16 protein-coding genes are annotated in these 17,862 nt (G+C 64.0%); 1 reads left to right on the top strand and 15 read right to left on the bottom strand.

Translation table 11 applies throughout. The features are described from left to right. Positions 1–102: 102 nt before the first annotated feature. Entirely contained in the window at positions 103–810 is a 708-nt protein-coding gene (locus ACEPA4_RS00080) for a 2OG-Fe(II) oxygenase (RefSeq protein ID WP_032957940.1), read from the top strand. A gap of 55 nt (positions 811–865) precedes the next feature. Here the strand turns inward: ACEPA4_RS00080 and ACEPA4_RS00075 are convergent, their stop codons facing one another. The 15 genes from ACEPA4_RS00075 to dnaA all read right to left on the bottom strand — a co-directional run bounded on the left by ACEPA4_RS00075 (position 866) and on the right by dnaA (position 17,856). Beyond that, positions 866–1,957, bottom strand: coding sequence for a PA0069 family radical SAM protein (locus ACEPA4_RS00075; RefSeq protein WP_262090445.1), 1,092 nt, complete (start codon positions 1,955–1,957; stop codon positions 866–868). A gap of 142 nt (positions 1,958–2,099) precedes the next feature. Further along, positions 2,100–2,843: a pyridoxine 5'-phosphate synthase gene (locus ACEPA4_RS00070; RefSeq protein ID WP_005421190.1), complete on the bottom strand. Its 744-nt coding sequence runs from the start codon at positions 2,841–2,843 to the stop codon at positions 2,100–2,102. 9 nt (positions 2,844–2,852) lie between these two features. Next, on the bottom strand, positions 2,853–3,122 hold the full coding sequence (locus ACEPA4_RS00065; protein ID WP_005421192.1) for a hypothetical protein: 270 nt from the start codon (positions 3,120–3,122) through the stop codon (positions 2,853–2,855). Between the two features lie 40 nt (positions 3,123–3,162). Then, positions 3,163–4,623 carry a cardiolipin synthase gene (gene cls / locus ACEPA4_RS00060; RefSeq protein WP_065179064.1) on the bottom strand — a complete coding sequence of 487 codons (1,461 nt, stop codon included), beginning with the start codon at positions 4,621–4,623 and terminating at the stop codon, positions 3,163–3,165. 182 nt (positions 4,624–4,805) lie between these two features. Then, positions 4,806–5,219, bottom strand: coding sequence for a biopolymer transporter ExbD (locus tag ACEPA4_RS00055; protein WP_005411740.1), 414 nt, complete (start codon positions 5,217–5,219; stop codon positions 4,806–4,808). Between the two features lie 3 nt (positions 5,220–5,222). Further along, a complete protein-coding gene (locus ACEPA4_RS00050) occupies positions 5,223–5,648 on the bottom strand; it encodes a biopolymer transporter ExbD (RefSeq protein WP_005421196.1) in 426 nt (141 codons plus the stop codon). Between the two features lie 61 nt (positions 5,649–5,709). Further along, entirely contained in the window at positions 5,710–6,471 is a 762-nt protein-coding gene (exbB, locus tag ACEPA4_RS00045; protein ID WP_005411738.1) for a TonB-system energizer ExbB, read from the bottom strand. 94 nt (positions 6,472–6,565) lie between these two features. Next, positions 6,566–7,123, bottom strand: a complete 558-nt coding sequence (locus ACEPA4_RS00040) for an energy transducer TonB (RefSeq protein ID WP_171956535.1) — start codon at positions 7,121–7,123, stop codon at positions 6,566–6,568. Positions 7,124–7,377: 254 nt separating this feature from the next. Further along, complete coding sequence (locus ACEPA4_RS00035; protein WP_005421200.1) at positions 7,378–8,571, bottom strand: lipopolysaccharide assembly protein LapB; 1,194 nt, start codon at positions 8,569–8,571, stop codon at positions 7,378–7,380. Between the two features lie 132 nt (positions 8,572–8,703). Continuing rightward, positions 8,704–9,510, bottom strand: a complete 807-nt coding sequence (locus tag ACEPA4_RS00030) for a M48 family metallopeptidase (RefSeq protein WP_005421202.1) — start codon at positions 9,508–9,510, stop codon at positions 8,704–8,706. Positions 9,511–9,581: 71 nt separating this feature from the next. Then, positions 9,582–10,427: a CPBP family intramembrane glutamic endopeptidase gene (locus ACEPA4_RS00025; RefSeq protein WP_032954741.1), complete on the bottom strand. Its 846-nt coding sequence runs from the start codon at positions 10,425–10,427 to the stop codon at positions 9,582–9,584. Between the two features lie 67 nt (positions 10,428–10,494). After that, positions 10,495–12,954 carry a DNA topoisomerase (ATP-hydrolyzing) subunit B gene (gene gyrB / locus ACEPA4_RS00020; protein ID WP_005421206.1) on the bottom strand — a complete coding sequence of 820 codons (2,460 nt, stop codon included), beginning with the start codon at positions 12,952–12,954 and terminating at the stop codon, positions 10,495–10,497. A gap of 112 nt (positions 12,955–13,066) precedes the next feature. Then, positions 13,067–14,161, bottom strand: a complete 1,095-nt coding sequence (gene recF, locus ACEPA4_RS00015) for a DNA replication/repair protein RecF (protein ID WP_005421208.1) — start codon at positions 14,159–14,161, stop codon at positions 13,067–13,069. A gap of 987 nt (positions 14,162–15,148) precedes the next feature. Next, positions 15,149–16,249, bottom strand: coding sequence for a DNA polymerase III subunit beta (gene dnaN, locus ACEPA4_RS00010; protein ID WP_005411731.1), 1,101 nt, complete (start codon positions 16,247–16,249; stop codon positions 15,149–15,151). 275 nt (positions 16,250–16,524) lie between these two features. Continuing rightward, positions 16,525–17,856: a chromosomal replication initiator protein DnaA gene (gene dnaA / locus ACEPA4_RS00005; RefSeq protein ID WP_014645405.1), complete on the bottom strand. Its 1,332-nt coding sequence runs from the start codon at positions 17,854–17,856 to the stop codon at positions 16,525–16,527. Between the last annotated feature and the right edge of the window lie 6 nt (positions 17,857–17,862).

Here is a 17,862-nt window from a genome sequence, read left to right as displayed (position 1 = left end):
GACGCCTGACGGCGGTCATGGCAGTTCGATGACATGACCGCAGGGTGACACCGCGGGCGGCAAACGGCACCATCAAGCCGTTGCCGCCGAAGGAATGCACGCATGCACGAGCAGGGCCCGGTCGATTTCATCGAAGTCATCCACAACGCCGTCCCCAGTGAGGTCTGCGCGGCCATCGTCGAGCGCATGCGTGCCACGCGTGGCCTGCTGCCCGGTGCGGTGGGCAGTGGCGTGTTCCCCGAACTCAAGCACAGCAAGGATCTGCGCATCAGTGGCCTGGACGGTTGGCAGGACGTCGACCAGCAGCTGCAGATCGCGGTGTTCAACGGCCTGCTGACTTATCTACGCCGTTATCCACAGGCATTGATCGCGCCGCTGATGTTGCAGATCCAGGACAGCAATGGCCAACCGCGACGCCTGTCTGCCGAGGACTTTCCCGACATGCCGCAACAGCAGCTGGCCGACCTGGCCCGCACCTGCCTTCGTCCGGGTGCGATCAACCTGCAGTGGTACGCCGCGGGCGAGGGTGGCTACCCGTACTGGCACTGCGAGCTGTACCCGAAGGATGCGCAGGCCGAGACCCTGCACCGGCATGTACTGTGGACGCTGTACCTCAATGACGACTTCGACGAGGGCGAAACCGAGTTCCTGTTCCAGGGGCGGAAGATCGCGCCGCGCACCGGCAGTTTGCTGATTGCGCCGACGGCGTTCACCCACACCCATCGCGGCAATCGGCCACAGGGTGGCGACAAGTTCATCGCCACCAGCTGGATCCTGTTCCAGAGTGCGCAGAAGTTGTTTGGGGGGTGACGCCGAACTGCTCGTCGGCCTTGATGTACAGTCGAGCCATGCTCGACTGATGGCCTCAGAACAACGACCCTTGCGGCGAATCCTTCTTCAGCGGCAACGGCTTCTGGAACCGGCTGCAATCCAGCTTCGGCCAATGGCTGTTCTGCGCATTGAATCCCAACCGCTTGCGCGCCAGCTTGAAGCGGTTGTTCAACAGATCGGCATACACGCCCTGGCCGCGCATGCGGGTGCCGAACTGGCTGTCGTAGTCCTTGCCACCACGCAGCTGCTGGATGGTACTCATCACGTGCGCGGCGCGATCGGGATGATGGGTATCGAGCCAGTCGCGGAACAGTGGCGCCACTTCCAGCGGCAGGCGCAGCAGCACGTAGCCTGCGGTACTGGCGCCTGCATCGTGCGCAGCCTCCAGCACCGCTTCAAGTTCGCTGTCGTTGATCCACGGAATCACCGGTGCCACCATCACGCCCACCGGGATACCCGCGTCATGCAGGCGCTTCATCGCGCGCAATCGTGCATGGGGTGCTGATGCGCGCGGTTCCAGCTTCGCGGAGAGATGCGGGTCCAGCGAGGTCACCGAGAAATGCACACTGACCAGGTTCTCCGCCGCCAGCGGCGCGAGCAGATCAATGTCGCGCTCGACCAGTGCGTTCTTGGTGATCAGCGAGAACGGATGCCTGGTTTCCAGCATCACTTCGATCAGCTGGCGGGTCAGCTTGAACTTGCGCTCGATCGGCTGATATGCATCGGTGTTGATGCCCAGCGCGATCGGCTGCGGCACGTAACCGGGTTTCGACAGTTCCTTGCGCAGCAGCTGAGGCGCATTGGTCTTGGCGAACAGCTTGGTCTCGAAGTCCAGGCCAGGTGACAGGTTCAGATAGGCATGGGAAGGGCGCGCGAAGCAGTAGGAACACCCATGCTCACAACCGCGATACGGATTCACCGACTGGCTGAAGCCGACGTCTGGCGAAGTGTTGCGGGTGATGATGCTGCGCGCGGTCTCGGCGCGCACCTCGGTGCGCAGGCGCGGCGCGAGGAACTCCTCGCTCTCATCGACCGCCCAGCCGTCGTCCACCGCCTCGCTGACGGTGCTTTCGAAGCGCCCAGCAAGGTGGGACGTGGAACCTCGGCCCTTGATCGCAATACCCATTGCGGCAGGGTACGTCGCCACCGTCTCAATGGCTGCGACGGCTGTCTGAAGGGTTCAGGGCAAGTCTGAGCCGAGCGTGGGCTCGGCTCTACAGTGGATACGGATACCTTGTAGAGCCGAGCCTACGCTCGGCTGCAATGCATCAAAGCAGCGCCAAGTACCCGCGCACGGTGGCATCCAGCCCGTCATACAGTGCCTCGCCGATCAGCGCGTGGCCAATCGACACCTCCAGCACGTCCGGCACGTGGCCCAGGAAATCGCGCAGGTTGTCCTGCGACAGGTCGTGCCCGGCGTTGACGCCCAGGCCCACCGCCTGCGCCCGCCGCGCCGCAGTGGCGAACAGTTCGAGCATTGCCGCAGCGTCGCCCGCCGCATGCGCCTCTGCGTAGGGGCCGGTGTACAGCTCGATGCGGTCGGCACCGACCTCGGCGGCCTGCTCCAGCGACGGGTTGCCCGCATCCACGAACAGGCTGACCCGGCAGCCCATCGCCTTCAGTTGGGCAATCAACGGGCGCAAGCGCTCGGCGTCGCGTTCGAAGTCGAAACCGTGGTCGGAGGTGATCTGGCCATCGCCGTCGGGCACCAGGGTGGCCTGCGCCGGACGGGTCTGTTCGCACAGCGGCAGCAGCCCCGGGTACCCCTCGCGCGGCGGCGCAAATGGATTGCCCTCGATGTTGAATTCAACGCCACGGGCGCGGGTCAACGTGGACAGGGCGAGCACGTCCTCGGCGGTGATGTGGCGGCGGTCCGGCCGCGGATGCACGGTGATGCCATGCGCGCCGGCATCCAGGCAGGCCTGGGCGGCGCGCACCACGTCCGGTTCGGCACCGCCGCGCGAATTGCGCAGGACGGCGATCTTGTTGACGTTGACGCTGAGCTGGGTCATGGAACGGAACTACTTGGAAAGAGGGGACGGATCGTTGTCGTTGGCGTCATCGTTGCGGCGCGCCTGGGCCTGCTCGCGCAGGCGGCGCAGTTCCTCGGCATCGATCAGGGTGGCCGGGTCGCGCTGCAGGTCGCCGAAACGGGCCACGTAACGACCGCGTACCCAGGCCAGCAGGAAGCCGAGCGCAGCCAGCAGGCACAGGGTCATCAACCCCGCGCTTGGGGTCTTCAGCGCGAAGGCAAAGCAGCCCAGCGCCAGCAGCAGGTACAACCAGTACATAGTCGGGCTCCCCGGATGATCGCCGCAGTGTAGCGCTGCATCACAGCAGCGGCGAGGCCAGCCGGGCGAAGGCCTCGGGCAGGCGGTGCAGCCACAGCGAGCGCCCGGCCTGGTCATGCACCCGGGTGGCGCAATCGAATTCACCCTGCAGCAGCTCGGCCAGGGCCGCCACGCGGTCCCGGTCGCTGATCATCATCGACAGCTCGAAGTTCAGGCGGAAGCTGCGGTGGTCGAAGTTGGCACTGCCGACAATGCAGACGTCGTCGTCGGCGATGAACGCCTTGGTGTGCAGCATGCGCGGGCCGTACTCGTAGATCTTCACGCCGGCATGCAACAGCTCATCGAAGTACGAGCGCGCGGCCTGGGTGACGAACCACGAATCGCTCATTTTCGGTACCAGCAGGCGCACGTCCAGGCCGCCCAGCGCGGCCGAAGTCAGCGCCATCCGCGCCGCTTCACCCGGCACGAAATAGGGCGTCACCAGCCACACCCGTTCGTGCGCTTCCTGGATGGCGGCGACGTGCAGCCGGTGGATCGTCTCCCAGCCCGAATCCGGGCCGGACACCAATACCTGCGCGTTGATCGCGCCATCCCCGCGCAGCGGCATATCGGCCGGCCACAGGCGGGCGATATCCATCCGCGAGGGTTCCTGGCCACTGGCGTAGAGCCAGTCCTCGGCGAACACCAGCTGCAGACTGCGCACCACATGACCGCGGATGCGCATGTGCAGGTCGCGATAAGCGTCGGGCCTGCGGCTTTCGTCTTCCTCGTCGGTGATGTTGATGCCGCCAGTGAAGGCCAGGCGGCCATCGACAATCACCAGCTTGCGGTGCGTGCGCAGGTTCAGCCACGGGCGCTTGAACGGTTTCAGCAGCTGCCGTGGGTGGAACCAGATCGCTTCACCGCCGGCGTCGAGCAGGGGCTGCAGGAAACGGCGGGGCAGGGCGGATGAGCCCACCGCATCCAGCAGCAGGCGCACCTGCACACCGGCACGTGCGCGCTCGACCAGGGCATCGCGCAGGGCGGTGCCTGCGTGATCCGGATTGAAGATGTAGTACTCCAGATGGATGTGATCGTGCGCCTGTGCAACGGCTTCCAGCAAGGCAGCGTAGGTCGCCGCACCGTCCACCAGCCAGGTCACTTCGGTGGCACTGCTTGGGGCCAGTCCGGTCGTTGCCTGGGCAACCTTGGCCAGTTCGGTGCAGTCCGAATCGGGCGGGCAGACATCGCTGTAGTGCTCCATGCCCGAGCGTGCACGGCCACGACGCAGCCGTTGCCGCTTCACCTTCTGCGGGCCCAGCAGGTAGTAGATGAAGAGCCCCAGATAGGGGAGCAGTGCCAACGAAAGGATCCAGCTCAGCGTGGCCACCGGCTCGCGCTTCTGCAGCATGATCCAGCCCGCCAGCGCGAACAGGTACAGCAGGTAAGCCACCGCCAGGATCGTGCCGAGGTGGGCGATACCGTCGAGCCAATGGCGCAGGGAATCGAAGAGGGCAAGCATGCGCCGATCATAGCGGCGCATGCTGCCGGATGGGGTCAGATCCCTTTTCCGAAGGAAAGGCGTTCTGACCCCATCCCATGTGCCAGGACGAGATCCCATGTGCCAGGACGAGGACAAAAAAACGCCCCTGTCTCCAGGGGCGTCTGCAGTCGCGTCATGACTGTTGTGTTGCGGTGTCGCGTTTACTGCTGCACAAAACCGATCTTCTTCATCTGAGCATTCTTCGCGGCGGCCAGAACCTTGGCCATCACGTCGTACTCGGAATCCGGGCTGGCGTCGATGCGCAGTTCCGGCTGGTTGGTCGGGTCACGCTGGACCTCCTGCTCCATCCGCTGCTGCAGCTCGCTGGTATTGATCGGGCTGTTGTTCCACGAGACCTGGTTGCTGGCGTCGATCTTCAGTTCGATCGGCGGCGGCGGTTCGACCAGCTGCGGCGGTGGGTTGAGCACACGCTGCGGCAGGTCCACGGCGATCGGGTACGTCATGATCGGCGCGGTCACGATGAAGATGATCAGCAGAACCAGCATCACGTCCACGAGGGGCGTGACGTTGATGTCTGCCATGGGGCCCTTGCCACCACCACTACTGAATGCCATGGCTTATTGCCCCTTTTCTTTGGTCGCAACGAAGCCGACGTCCAGCATGCCCTGTTCCTGCGCGACCTTGGTCAGGTCGTTGATGACGCGCATCTTGGTGGTGCGGTCACCACGCAGGTTCAGCGGCGGCTGCGGGGTCTGCTGTGCGGCGGTCGCCAAGCGGGACTCGAGAGTCTGCTTGTTGATTTCTTCGTCGTTCCAGTAGATCGAGCCGTCTTCCTTGACTGCCAGCGTGATCGGGTTCGGACGCTTTTCAGCATCTTCCGGCTTCTGGATCAGGTTGGCTTCCGGCAGATCCACCTTGACCTTGTGGGACATCAGGGGCGCCGTGATGATGAAGATGATCAGCAGCACCAGCATCACGTCCACGAGGGGCGTAACGTTGATGTCGGCCATGGGGCCGCCGCTGTTACCACTACTGAAAGCCATAACGGGCTCCGTCTAGATCTTGGTGACTACTTACTTCGTCGCTGGGTGACGCGCGCCGCAATCAGCGGACGCGCGAACCGGTGGCGAAGAAGTCGTGCAGGTCGTGCGCGAAGGTATCGAACTTGCTGATGGTCGCGCTGTTGATCTTGCTGAAGAAGTTGAAGGCGAACACGGCCGGGATTGCGACGAACAGACCGATCGCGGTCATGATCAGCGCTTCACCCACCGGGCCGGCAACGGCGTCGATCGAAGCGGAGCCGGTGGCACCGATCTTGATCAGCGCGCCGTAGATGCCCCACACGGTACCCAGCAGACCGACGAACGGAGCGGTCGCGCCGACGGTAGCCAGCAGGGTCATGCCCGACTGCAGCTTGTTGCTTTCGCGGGTGACGGCCTGACGCAGAGCGCGGTCGACGAACTCCGAACGGCTCAGGTTCTCACCGACGCCGCCGGTAGCACCGCCTTCAGCGCGCTGGTGGTGGGCGGCTGCCTGGGCAGCGTCCAGGGCGATCTTCGAGAACGGCTCCGAAGCCGGCTGCTCTTCCATCGCACGGATGGCGTCCTGCGCGTTCGGGGTGTCCCAGAACAGGCTGACGACGCGATCAGCGGCGCTCTTCAGGCGGGTGGCACGGAAGATGTTGATGACGGTCCAGTACCAGGACATGGCCGACATGGCGATCAGGGTCAGCAGCACGACCCAGGAAACCGCGAAATCACCCGGCTTGGTGGTCATTTCGTGGATCAGGTGCTCGAAGCCCATCTGCGACAGGGCGTTGGACGGATTGCCCCCGGCAGCAGCGGCGATGAAAATTTCCTGCAGCATGACGCTTACCTTTGTTGTGTGTGGTGATAAAGGGTGTAGCTAAGCTAAACAATCGAACCGGGAGCGGGGGTGGCCAGGCGGACACCCGGGCGCATCAGTTCAGCGCAAAGTTGACCGGGACGCGAACGCGACCTGCCGTCTTCTTACCGCCTGCTTCAGCGGCGTTGAAGCGCCACTTGCGAGCCGCTTCCATCGCAGCACGGTCCAGGTCGCGGTTACGGCTGGACTTTTCCACCGTGACATTGGTGACGTTGCCGCTGGCATCGACATCAATGATCAGGATCACTTCGCCCTGGATACCTGCGCGGAAGGCTGCCGGCGGGTAGCGCGGCGGATTCATGGCCTTCGACGAGATGTCCACGCTGGCCTCGATCGAGGTCGGCGGTGCCGGCGGCGCCGGAGGCGACGGCGGGGTGACGATATCGTTCGGGCGCGGCTCCGGCACGTCGACAACCGGCGCCTGCGGCGGCGGCGGTACGGGCGACGGCTTCGGCGGCGACAGATTCTTCACCGGCGGTGGCGGAGTATCCTGCGGCGGCGGCGGCGGCGGCGGCGGTGGGGGCGGCGGCGGCGCGTCGACGATGGTCACCATGACGTTGCGCTCCTTCTCCGCGACGGCCTTGGGAGCCACGGCGGGAATCAGGAGCATCATGAAGGCGGCCAGATGCAGGGCAATTACAAACGCGATGCCGACGATGCGAGGCCAGCTCAGCCCCTTGTCATCGGGTTGTTCGTACCGGTGAACGACTAGTTGTTCCGTCATGCGCCAAGAGCTCAATAGTGGGGCCGGAATCCCGGGGGCGGGATCCCTGATCAGCGGTGCATGACACCGCAGGAACCTCCAAGCTTATACCAATCCTGAGCGCCTGCGCATCAACTGAGCAGGCATTCAGGCGTTATTCCTACTTACTTCAGGTTGATGATTTTTTTGGCATCAGCCTGGTTCTTCACGCCCTTCGCCAGCGCCTGCTGGGCGGCCTGCTTGGCCTCGGGGACGCGACCTTCGGCATGCAGGACGCGTGCCAGGTTCAGGTAGGTCTCACCGTCCTTGGAGAGCGGGGCGGCCTTCTGCCACGCATCGATCGCCTGCGGCACCTGGTCGGAGTAGTAGTAGGACTGGGCCAGCGCCAGGTAGACCTGGTAATCCGGCTTCAGGATGCCCTTCTGCAACCCTTCGTTGATGACCGCGATGACGTCCTTTTCCTTGTTCTCGGTGTTGGCATAGATCGAGTACAGCTGCTTGTACTCGCGCTCTTCGGTGAGCTGGCCGCTGCTGCGCAGCTTGTCCATCACCGCGGCGGCCTTCGGCATCTGGTCAGCCTGCATGTACATGTTGGCCAGATTCAGCTGGGCCTTCTTGTCCGACGGGTTCTTGGCCGCCAGCGCTTCTGCGGCCTGCACGGCCTCACCGGTCTGGCCGGCTTCGGAAAGGGCCGCCATCAGCAGCTGGTTCCAGTTGTCCTTCGGCTCGGCAGCGCCCGCGATGGCCTGCTTCAGCACCGGGATCGCTTCCTGGTAGCGCTCCAGCTGGTACAGCGCCTGGCCCTTGGCAATCAGCTCTTCCGGCTTGGTCGACTTGCTCTCGGCGAAGTACTTGTCCAGGGTGGCCAGGCCTTCGGCAGTCTGGTCTTCCTGCAGCTGCAGCTGGCCCAGCATCAGCATCGACTGGAAGTGGCCGTTGTTGTCCAGGCCGTTGAACTGGATGACCTGCTTCAGGTAGGCGATGGCGGCCGGGGTGTCGTCGGTCTGGTAGGCGGCCTGCGAGGCCAGCTGCGCGGCCAGCGACTTGTCGTACTCGTTGGAGGCGCTGTCAGCCAGGATCGCGTCAGCCTGCGTGCGCGTCTCCGGGAACTTTTCCTTGTTGTAGCTGTCGATCATTTTCTGCAGCTTGCTGCCCATCTTGGCCGAGGCCTTGGCGGTCGGCTCCTGGCGGGTCGCATTCGGGTACAGCGGTTCGGCCTTGGCCTGCTTGCTGCTGCCGCCGCGGCTGCCACGGTCGGAGGAACGCGAGGACTGCGCGAAGGCATCGGTGACCACGGCGCCGGTCAGGGCGGTCGCGACGAGGACGGAAAGCACAGCTTTGTGGTTACGGAAAATCATCGTTCACCTCGATCGAACCGCCGGATAGCGGCAAAGTCGGACTGTCAGAAAAATCTGAGCCGCCAAACGTATCAGAAACAGATGGCGTGAGAAATCGTTTTATGTGCTGCAATACAGCATAGAACTGCGCACTCATCCGCACTTTGGCCGCAGCCCGGCCGCCTGGGCCTGCTGATAGACCGGCGCCAGGCCCGGCGCGTCGCGTCGCAGCTCCTGGATCCGGTTGGCCGGATCGGGGTGGGTGGACAGCCATTGCGGGCTTCGACCGCCGCTGGCGGCCATCATGTTCTGCCACAGATCCACGGCCTGGGCCGGGTTGAATCCGGCCTGCGCCATCAGCCGCTGGCCGATCACGTCCGCCTCGCTTTCCTGGGTCCGCGAGCCGGGCAACAGGAAGGCCGCCTGCGCGCCCATGCCGCCCAGCTGATTGACCGTATTGGCGGCACCATCGCCATAGGCGGCACCGGCCAGCGCGCCCAGCACGGCCAGGCCGGTCTGCGCGCCCATCTGCCGGGTAATGCGTTCCTCGTGGTGACGCGCGATCACGTGGCCGATCTCATGACCGATCACGGCAGCCAACTGGTCCTGGTTCCTGGCGACGGTGAAGATGCCGGTGTTCACGCCCACTTTGCCGCCGGGCAGGGCAAAGGCGTTGGGTTCCTTGTCGACGAATACGGCAGTCTCCCACCGTACCCCACGGTACTGAGGCGGCAGCTGTGCGACCAGCGCATTGACCACGCACTGCACGTAGCCGTTCTGGCGGCCATCGGTGCTGATCTTCTCTTTCTGCTTGGTCTCGGCAAACGCCTGCGCACCGAGCTGGTCAAGCTGTGCCTGCGACACACCGCCCACCATCTGCCGTCGTCCGGTTGGCGAGGTGGTGGTTGCACAGGCACTGACCAAGGTGGTGATGACTAGAGCCAGCAGCAGTTGTTTCATGGGTCCGCCCCCGTGTTCATGTGCGCAGTGTGTAGCGTACCTGCTTAATCTTTCGTCAAGCGGGCACGGCGTTACGTTGACCCCAGGAACACCATCGCGGCGAGCGCAACCGCGTTGTTCAGCGCATGCGCGGCAATCGCCGCCCACAGGGTGCCGGTGCGGCGGTACAGCCAGCAGAAGGCGGCGCCCATGCCACCGTACACCAGCCACAGCTGCGCCATGCCGAGCAGCGAGTTCTTGCTGACACCGGGCACTTCATGGACCAGGGCGAACGCCAGGCTGCTGAGGATCAGGCCCAGCCAGGGGCGGCCGGCTTGCCACAGGCGCCCGAACAGGACGCGGCGAAACAGCAGCTCTTCGTAGGCGGGGGCGAGGACGACCGCAAACAGCACCAGGAACAGCGGGAAGCGAGCGATCGCGCTCTGCATCAGTTCCACGTTGGTGGGCACCGGCTCGATGCCGAACTGCTTGGAAAGGAAGGCGATGCCGTTGCTGCCGAGCACGATCAGCGTGGCCACCAGCAGGGTCCAGCCCCAGGTGGACGGCCGCAGCAACGCCTGTCGCGACGCCATGCGTTCGCCGGCGCTTGCCGGGCGTCGCCAGAAGTACAGCAGCAGCGCGGCGCCACCGGTGGCGATCAGGGCCATCAGGATCTGCGCCAGGGCACCGGGCTGGCCCACTGCCGCGCCGACAGCGTCAGGTGTCAGTCCGCCATTGGCCTCCGCGTTGGCGCGGCTGACCACGATTGCACGGTAGAAGCCCCAGAACAGGCCGGAGACCATGCTCAGGCCGACCAGGGTAACGGCGGCGATGCCCAGGTCGATGAAGAAGCCTGCCAGCGGTGCAACGGCGCGCGGTGGGGTAGACACCGGCGGAACCGGGGGCGGGGCGGCGGAGACCGGGGTGGATGCGGACATCAGGTACCTGTGTTCAAGGGACGAAGGCCGGTGCAGCTCCCCGCGCACCGGCCAGGTCCCGATTGTGTCAGATATCCAGGTTGGCGACTTTCAGCGCATTGTCTTCGATGAAGTCGCGACGCGGCTCGACGACATCGCCCATCAGGGTGCTGAAGATCTGGTCGGCAGCGACCGCATCCTCGATGCGCACCTGCAGCAGGCGACGGGTCTCCGGGTTCACCGTGGTATCCCACAACTGCTCCGGATTCATTTCACCCAGACCCTTGAATCGCTGGATCTGGCGGCCGCGCTTGGCCTCCTCGAGCAGCCAGTTCTGCGCCTTCGCGAAGCTGTCGACTTCGATCGACTTGGCGCCGCGGGAAATCGTTGCACCTTCGCGCACCAGGCCGTGCAGCAGCTTGGAGGCCTGGTGGATCGCACGCAGTTCGCCACTCTCGAACGCCGACATCGGCAGCACCTGGATGTGCTCCTCGCCCATGTGGCGACGGGTCACCAGCACAGCGGCGGGGCGTTCCTCGTTGGCGTCCTGCAGTTCCAGGCTGAAACGCGGGCTGCCCAGGCTGCCCTGGTTGAGTCGCTTGGCCAGCGCATCCAGGCCTTCGCCTTCGCCCGCATTGCGCAGGCTGTCCATGTCCATCGGCACGAAATCGACCAGCGCTTCGAGCAGGTTGCGGTCATAGCGGTGCGCGTTGCGTTCGATGGAATCGAGCGCGGCGGCGTACGCCAGCAGCAGCTTCTCCAGTGCCAGGCCTTCGATGCCCGGTTCGCCGGTGGCTGGCACCAGCGCGGCGTTTTCCACCGCACTGCTGGCCAGGTAGCTGTCCAGCGCCGGATCATCCTTCAGGTACAGCTCCTGCTTGCCCTGCTTGATCTTGTACAGCGGCGGCAAGCCGATGTAGACGTAACCGCGCTCGATCAGCTCCGGCATCTGACGGTAGAAGAACGTCAGCAGCAGGGTGCGGATGTGGGCGCCGTCGACGTCGGCGTCGGTCATGATGATGATCTTGTGGTAACGCAGCTTGTCCGGGTTGTACTCGTCACGGCCAATGCCGGTGCCCAGCGCGGTGATCAGCGTACCGACCTGGTCGGAGGACAGCATGCGGTCGAAGCGCGCGCGTTCCACGTTGAGGATCTTGCCGCGCAGCGGCAGCACCGCCTGGTTCTTTCGGTTGCGGCCCTGCTTGGCCGAGCCACCTGCCGAGTCACCCTCGACGATGAACAGTTCGGACAGCGCCGGATCCTTTTCCTGGCAGTCGGCCAGCTTGCCCGGCAGGCCGGCGATGTCCAGCGCGCCCTTGCGGCGGGTCAGGTCGCGGGCCTTGCGGGCGGCTTCACGTGCACGCGCGGCGTCGACGATCTTGCCGGCAATCGCCTTGGCTTCGTTCGGGTTTTCCTGCAGGAACTCTTCCAGGCGCGCACCGAAGGCGTTTTCCACCGCCGGACGCACGTCGGAGCTGACCAGCTTCTCCTTGGTCTGGCTGGAGAAGCTGGGATCCGGCACCTTCACCGACAGCACCGCGATCATGCCTTCGCGCATGTCGTCGCCGGTCAGGTTGATCTTGGCCTGCTTGGCGATGCCGTTCTGCTCGATGTAGTTGTTGAGCACGCGGGTCAACGCACCACGGAAACCGGCGAGGTGGGTACCGCCGTCCTTCTGCGGGATGTTGTTGGTGAAGCAGTACATCGTCTCCTGGTAGGAGTCGGTCCACTGCAGCGCCACCTCCACGACGATGCCGTTGTGCTCGCCGGTGACGGAGATGACATTCGGGTGCAGCGGGGTCTTCAGCTGGGCCAGATGCTCCACGAAGCTGCGGATGCCGCCTTCGTAGTGGAAGTCATCGCGACGGCCGTCGCCACGCTCGTCGGCAAGGACGATCTTGACGCCGGAGTTCAGGAACGACAACTCGCGCAGACGGCGGGCCAGGATGTCGTAGTGGAATTCCACGTTGTCGTGGAAGGCGACGGTGGACGGCCAGAAGCGCACGGTGGTGCCACGCTTGGTGGTGGCTTCCAGCTTGGCGAGCGGGGTCACGGCTGCGCCGTTGCTGAATTCCTGCTGGTAGTGGGAGCCGTTCTGGAACACGTCCACCAGCAGCTTCTGCGACAGCGCGTTGACCACGCTGACGCCGACGCCGTGCAGGCCGCCGGAAACCTTGTAGCTGTTGTCGTCGAACTTGCCGCCTGCGTGCAGGACGGTCATCACCACCTCGGCGGCGGAGACCTCGCGACCGAGCTTGGCGCTCATCTGCTCGTGCTTGCCGGTCGGAATGCCGCGGCCGTTGTCGGACACCGAGACCGAGCCGTCAGCGTGGATCGTCACCGCGACATGGTCGGCGTGGCCGGCCAGCGCTTCGTCAATCGAGTTGTCGACAACCTCGAACACCATGTGGTGCAGACCGGTGCCGTCATGCACGTCACCGATGTACATGCCGGGTCGCTTGCGGACAGCCTCCAGGCCTTCCAGGGCGGTAATGCTGTTGGCGTCGTAATTGCCGTTGTTTGCCGGGGTGTTCTGTTCGTCGCTCATTGCGCTTGCCGTAGGCTCCGCAGGTCGGGCACCGCTTGGGGCGATGTGCCGAGAATGAAAGGATTCCAACCCGAATTATACCAGCCGGGGTCGAGTGGCCCTGATGTGCCCACTATGGCACAGCCACGATCTGTGCATGTTCCACGTGGAACCGGGCGATCTGGGTCAATTCCTGCAGGGCCGCCGGAGGCTCAGTAGCGGTGACGAAGATCTGCGCCGGGCCGGTGAGCAGGCGCTCCAATACCCGCGCCTGGTGGGTCCGATCCAGTTCGGAGGCCAGATCGTCCAGTGCGATCACCGGCCATTCGCCGCGCTGTTCTGCATAGTCCTCGGCCTGCGCCAGCAGGCACGCCAATGCGGTCAGCTTGGCCTGACCGCGTGACAATGCATCGCGACCAGGAATGCTGTGGAAATCCACGCTCCAGTCCGCCCGGTGCGGCCCAACCGAGGTGTACCCGGCCTGGCGGTCACGATCCCGGGCCAGAAGCAGAGCATCTGCCAGGGGAAGCTCATGCCGACGCCAGCCCGGACTGAGTTCCAGGGCCTGGATGCCGAGTTGCGGCGCCAAACTGGCAGCCAGCGCCACGGCACGCTGCTGCAGCCGCTCGAGGTAGTGCTGACGCCGGCTGGTAAGGGGCTCTCCGGCCTCAGCCAACTCGTGATCCCAGGTGTCCAGCATCCGCGACGGGCCGCCCTGCTTGAGCAGGGCATTGCGCTGCTTCAGCGCCCTTGAATAGCGGCGCCACAAGGACAGGAAATCAGGTTCCACGTGGAACAAACCCCAATCCAGGAAGCGACGGCGGGGCTCGCCACCGCCGCTGACCAGCGCATGGCTGCCGGGCTCAAACGTCACTACCGCCAGCGCTGCGCAGAGGTTGCCGAGCTGAGCCACATCTTCACCGTCCAATCGTCCCTTCCAGTCCTGCCCACTGTGGCGCAGGCCGGCCTTTCGGCGATGCGGCGCGTGGTCGGCACGCTGTTCGTCCCATTCCACGAAGATCTCCAGCGCCTCCTGGCCCTGGCGCACCAGTCCATCGCGAACCCTGCCGCGGAAGCTTCGGCCATAGGCCATCAGATGCAGGGCCTCCAGCACGCTGGTCTTGCCGGCACCGTTGTCGCCAGTGAGCAGGTTCAGCCCCGGCTGGGGCAAGAGATCCACCGCACTGAAGCGACGCAGTTGGTGCAAGGCGAGGCGGCGGATAAGCATGGGGCGCGAACGACCATCCGCTCGAGGCGGTAGAGGGGAAGGGAATCCATCAGCTTACTGCATCGGTCAAGCCGGACGCGCTGCCCCCGCATCGATGCGGAGCAGAAGCTCCCGCGCACCAACTGATCGCGGGTTCCACGTGGCGCCGGTTCACCCGCATGCCCGTTTCCAGCTCCGGACGCAGCTGAAATTCCTTCAATTCTGCACAGGGTTGCGGGGCGTGGCCCGCCAGATTTCAAGATTTCAGGACCACGGCCGCAGGTGTTTGATGAGCGCTTGCCCGGCCGGGTGAGCGGGCGGGCGCCCGGATTCCTCCAAATCTGAGATCCGATGCTCTGGGAGGTTCCACAGATTTCAAAGAATCCGGACCATTCGTTTCACGCTGTCCACAGCGGGACTGTATGACTTATACACAAGGTATGGGCAATCTGTGGATAAAAAAGCCCTTTTGCCTGGGTCTGGAAACTATCCACAGGTTCCCCCCCAGCCTGAGGCGCCTCTATACAGGGGGTTTCACCCTCATAAATTCCTTTTAAATCACGTAGATAACAAATTTTTCCACGAAATCTGGCTCTACCATCACCACCACGCTTTAGATTTATACCCAGATTTAGAAGCTAGGCTTGGCCCGATCTGTCCCGAATGGGTCCTGTGGACAGAGAGGATTTCAGGAACAGCGAGCACGGTCGCCGCAGCGTGGATGCGCTTCGGCATCCGACCAGACAGGTCCATAGCAACTGCGTTGAGACCCCAGGTACCGGCCCCGATCAAACATGATTCGGAGGCAGTCCCTGGCATCGACTCAAAGTCCCGTCGCCAGTTCGGCGTGGGAAGCAAAGCGCACGCAACCGGGTTCATCAAGGAAGATGGTGTCCGTTCGAATTCCGTGCTGGAAAGGGTTCAGCCCGATGATCCACGTGGAACGTAAAAAAAAACGCCCGGGAGCTTCCCGGGCGTCGTTATGTTCCACGTGGAACCGGGCTGATGTCAGAGACGCAGCGGCATGACCACGTGGCGCGACTTCTCGCTGCTGGACTCACGCACCAGCGCCGAGGAGTTGGAGTCGCGCAGCTGGATGATGACTTCCTCATCGCGCAGGGCGGAGAGGGCATCCAGCAGGTAGTTCACGTTGAAGCCGATGGCCAGATCGCTGACCGTGGTATCGGCTTCGATCTCTTCCTGGGCTTCCTCCTGCTCCGGGTTGTGCGCGCTGATCTTCAGGTTGCCCGGCGACACTTCCACGCGGATGCCGCGGTACTTCTCGTTGGACAGGATCGCAGCGCGCTGCAGCGAGGCGCGCAGCGCTTCACGATCAACCTTCACTTCACGGTCGGCACCGATCGGAATCACCGCTTCGTAATCCGGGAAGCGGCCGTCGATCAGCTTGGAGGTGAAGGTGACATCGTCGCGCTTGACGCGAACGTGGCTGCGGCCGACTTCCAGCTCGATCTCGCGATCACCACTTTCCAGCAGGCGCTGCAGCTCGGTCACGCCCTTGCGCGGCACGATGATCTGGCGCTTGGAACCGCTCGGCTTGGCCAGGTCGGTTTCACACAGCGCCAGACGGTGGCCGTCGGTGGCAACGGTACGCAGGGCGTCACCGCGCAGATCGAACAGCAGGCCATTGAGGTAATAGCGCACGTCCTGCTGCGCCATCGCGAACGCGGTGCGCTCGATGAGCTCCTTCAGGGTCGCTTCGCCGATGGCCACGCGCTCAGTGGCTTCCACTTCGTCAACCGACGGGAAGTCATTGGAGGGCAGGGTTGCCAGGGTGAAGCGGCTACGACCGGCCTGCACGGTGATCTTGTCTCCGGTCTGCGAGACGGTGATCCGGCTGCCATCGGGCAGGGCGCGGATGATCTCGAACAGCTTGCGGGCGGGAATGGTGGTTTCGCCGTCCTGGGCGTCTTCAACCGCGATCCGCGACACCATCTCCACTTCCAGGTCGGTACCGGTCAGCGACAGCTGGCCGTTCTGCACCTGGACCAGGAAATTGGCCAGAACCGGAAGGGTCTGGCGGCGTTCGACCACGTTGACGACCTGTGCCAACGGCTTGAGAAAGGCTTCGCGCTGCAGTGTGAAACGCATGTGGTTCCGTGCCCCTATGCTTTAAAAAATGTGGAATAAATCAAAAGCTTGGTGGTGCTGGTAGAGACAGAATCGCTGGAAAACAATGCTAAGTCTTTGTAAATAAAGGAGTTTCAGGCATCGAAACCCTCTGTATTACCGACCCCCAAGGGGTGGGGAAAGCTGTGGATAAATTCGACGGGATTTCAGACGCCATTTTTATCCACAACGTGTCCCGCGCTTGCTACCGGATTCTGCACCGTTTTGTGCGATGACGCCTCATCGGCATCCGTGCATCATTCGCTCAGCTTCCGGATCAGCTTGTCCCAGTCTTCGCGGAGCTTGCCGTCGGTTTCCATCAGGGTCCGGATCTGGCGGCAGGCATGCAGCACCGTGGTGTGATCGCGACCGGCAAAGGCGTCGCCGATCTCGGGCAGGCTGTGCTCGGTCAGTTCCTTGGTCAGGGCCATGGCGACCTGGCGGGGGCGAGCGAGCGAGCGGGTCCGACGCTTCGACAGCAGATCCTTGATCTGCAGGCCGTAGTAGTCGGCAACGGTTTTCTGGATGTTGGGAATGCTGATCGCCTGCTGCTGGGCGCGCAGCAGGTCGCGCAGGGTTTCCTGGGCGAATTCGGTGGTGATCGCGCGGCCGGTGAAGTTGGCGCGGGCGGTCAGGGTATTGAGCGCGCCCTCGAGGTCGCGCACGTTGGAGCGCATCTTCTTGGCGATCAGGAACGCAACATCATCGGGAATCTCGGCACCGCGTTCGCGCGCCTTGGCCAGCACGATCGCGGCGCGGGTCTCGAAGTCCGGCGGTTCGATCGCGACCGACAGGCCCCAGGCAAGCCGCGACTTCAGGCGCGCTTCCAGGCCTTCGACCTCGCGAGGATAGCGGTCGCAGGTCAGGATGATCTGCTGCTTGCCATCGAACAACGCGTTGAAGGTGTGGAAGAACTCTTCCTGCGTGCGGTCCTTGCCGGCGAAGAACTGGATGTCATCGATCAACAGCGCGTCCACCTGCTGGAACTGGCGCTTGAACTGATCCATGGTCTTTTCCTGCAGGGCCCGGATCATGGCGCTGAAGAACTGTTCCGAACGCAGGTACAACACCTTTGCACCTGGATTGGCCTGGCGCATGGCGTTGCCGGCGGCGAACATCAGGTGGGTCTTGCCCAGGCCCGTGCCTCCGTACAGCAGCAGCGGGTTGTGCGCCCGGTCGCCCGGCTTCTGCGCTGCCTGGAAGGCGGCGGCCAGGCCCAGCTGGTTGCTGCGGCCTTCGACGAAGTTGGCGAACGTGTAGTGGCTGTCCAGGTTGCCGGCGAACGGCACCTGCGGTTCGCTGGACACATGCGCCGACGGCGTGGAAACCGGCGCGTTCTGCGCCTCCACGGGGCGCGGGCGCGAGCCGATTTCAAGAAAAACGTCGCTGAAACCGGCGAAATGCGCCAGCAGCTCGCGGATCCGGGCCAGGTACAGCTCGCGGACCTGGTCGACGATGAAGGCATTCGGTGCATACAGCACCAGGCTGTCCACGCGCAGATCGGCCTGCAGCGGCTTCAACCAGGTATGAACGTCTTCCGGCGGGAACTCCGCTTCGAGGCGCTCGAGACTACGGGACCAGGCATCCATCAGCAA

Source organism: Stenotrophomonas sp. P2112 (assembly GCF_041897515.1).
Classification (GTDB): Bacteria; Pseudomonadota; Gammaproteobacteria; order Xanthomonadales; family Xanthomonadaceae; genus Stenotrophomonas; species Stenotrophomonas sepilia.
Note: the sequence above shows the minus strand (reverse complement) of the source record. Positions and strands in the feature narration are given on the sequence as shown.

What these genes read in the sequence shown, in the direction of transcription:
- ACEPA4_RS00080 (WP_032957940.1), top strand. Translation starts at nt 103, where the DNA reads ATGCACGAGCAGGGCCCGGTCGATTTCATCGAAGTCATCCACAACGCC.
- ACEPA4_RS00075 (WP_262090445.1), bottom strand. Translation starts at nt 1,957, where the DNA reads ATGGGTATTGCGATCAAGGGCCGAGGTTCCACGTCCCACCTTGCTGGG.
- ACEPA4_RS00070 (WP_005421190.1), bottom strand. Translation starts at nt 2,843, where the DNA reads ATGACCCAGCTCAGCGTCAACGTCAACAAGATCGCCGTCCTGCGCAAT.
- ACEPA4_RS00065 (WP_005421192.1), bottom strand. Translation starts at nt 3,122, where the DNA reads ATGTACTGGTTGTACCTGCTGCTGGCGCTGGGCTGCTTTGCCTTCGCG.
- cls (WP_065179064.1), bottom strand. Translation starts at nt 4,623, where the DNA reads ATGCTTGCCCTCTTCGATTCCCTGCGCCATTGGCTCGACGGTATCGCC.
- ACEPA4_RS00055 (WP_005411740.1), bottom strand. Translation starts at nt 5,219, where the DNA reads ATGGCATTCAGTAGTGGTGGTGGCAAGGGCCCCATGGCAGACATCAAC.
- ACEPA4_RS00050 (WP_005421196.1), bottom strand. Translation starts at nt 5,648, where the DNA reads ATGGCTTTCAGTAGTGGTAACAGCGGCGGCCCCATGGCCGACATCAAC.
- exbB (WP_005411738.1), bottom strand. Translation starts at nt 6,471, where the DNA reads ATGCTGCAGGAAATTTTCATCGCCGCTGCTGCCGGGGGCAATCCGTCC.
- ACEPA4_RS00040 (WP_171956535.1), bottom strand. Translation starts at nt 7,123, where the DNA reads ATGATGCTCCTGATTCCCGCCGTGGCTCCCAAGGCCGTCGCGGAGAAG.
- ACEPA4_RS00035 (WP_005421200.1), bottom strand. Translation starts at nt 8,571, where the DNA reads ATGATTTTCCGTAACCACAAAGCTGTGCTTTCCGTCCTCGTCGCGACC.
- ACEPA4_RS00030 (WP_005421202.1), bottom strand. Translation starts at nt 9,510, where the DNA reads ATGAAACAACTGCTGCTGGCTCTAGTCATCACCACCTTGGTCAGTGCC.
- ACEPA4_RS00025 (WP_032954741.1), bottom strand. Translation starts at nt 10,427, where the DNA reads ATGTCCGCATCCACCCCGGTCTCCGCCGCCCCGCCCCCGGTTCCGCCG.
- gyrB (WP_005421206.1), bottom strand. Translation starts at nt 12,954, where the DNA reads ATGAGCGACGAACAGAACACCCCGGCAAACAACGGCAATTACGACGCC.
- recF (WP_005421208.1), bottom strand. Translation starts at nt 14,161, where the DNA reads ATGCTTATCCGCCGCCTCGCCTTGCACCAACTGCGTCGCTTCAGTGCG.
- dnaN (WP_005411731.1), bottom strand. Translation starts at nt 16,249, where the DNA reads ATGCGTTTCACACTGCAGCGCGAAGCCTTTCTCAAGCCGTTGGCACAG.
- dnaA (WP_014645405.1), bottom strand. Translation starts at nt 17,856, where the DNA reads ATGGATGCCTGGTCCCGTAGTCTCGAGCGCCTCGAAGCGGAGTTCCCG.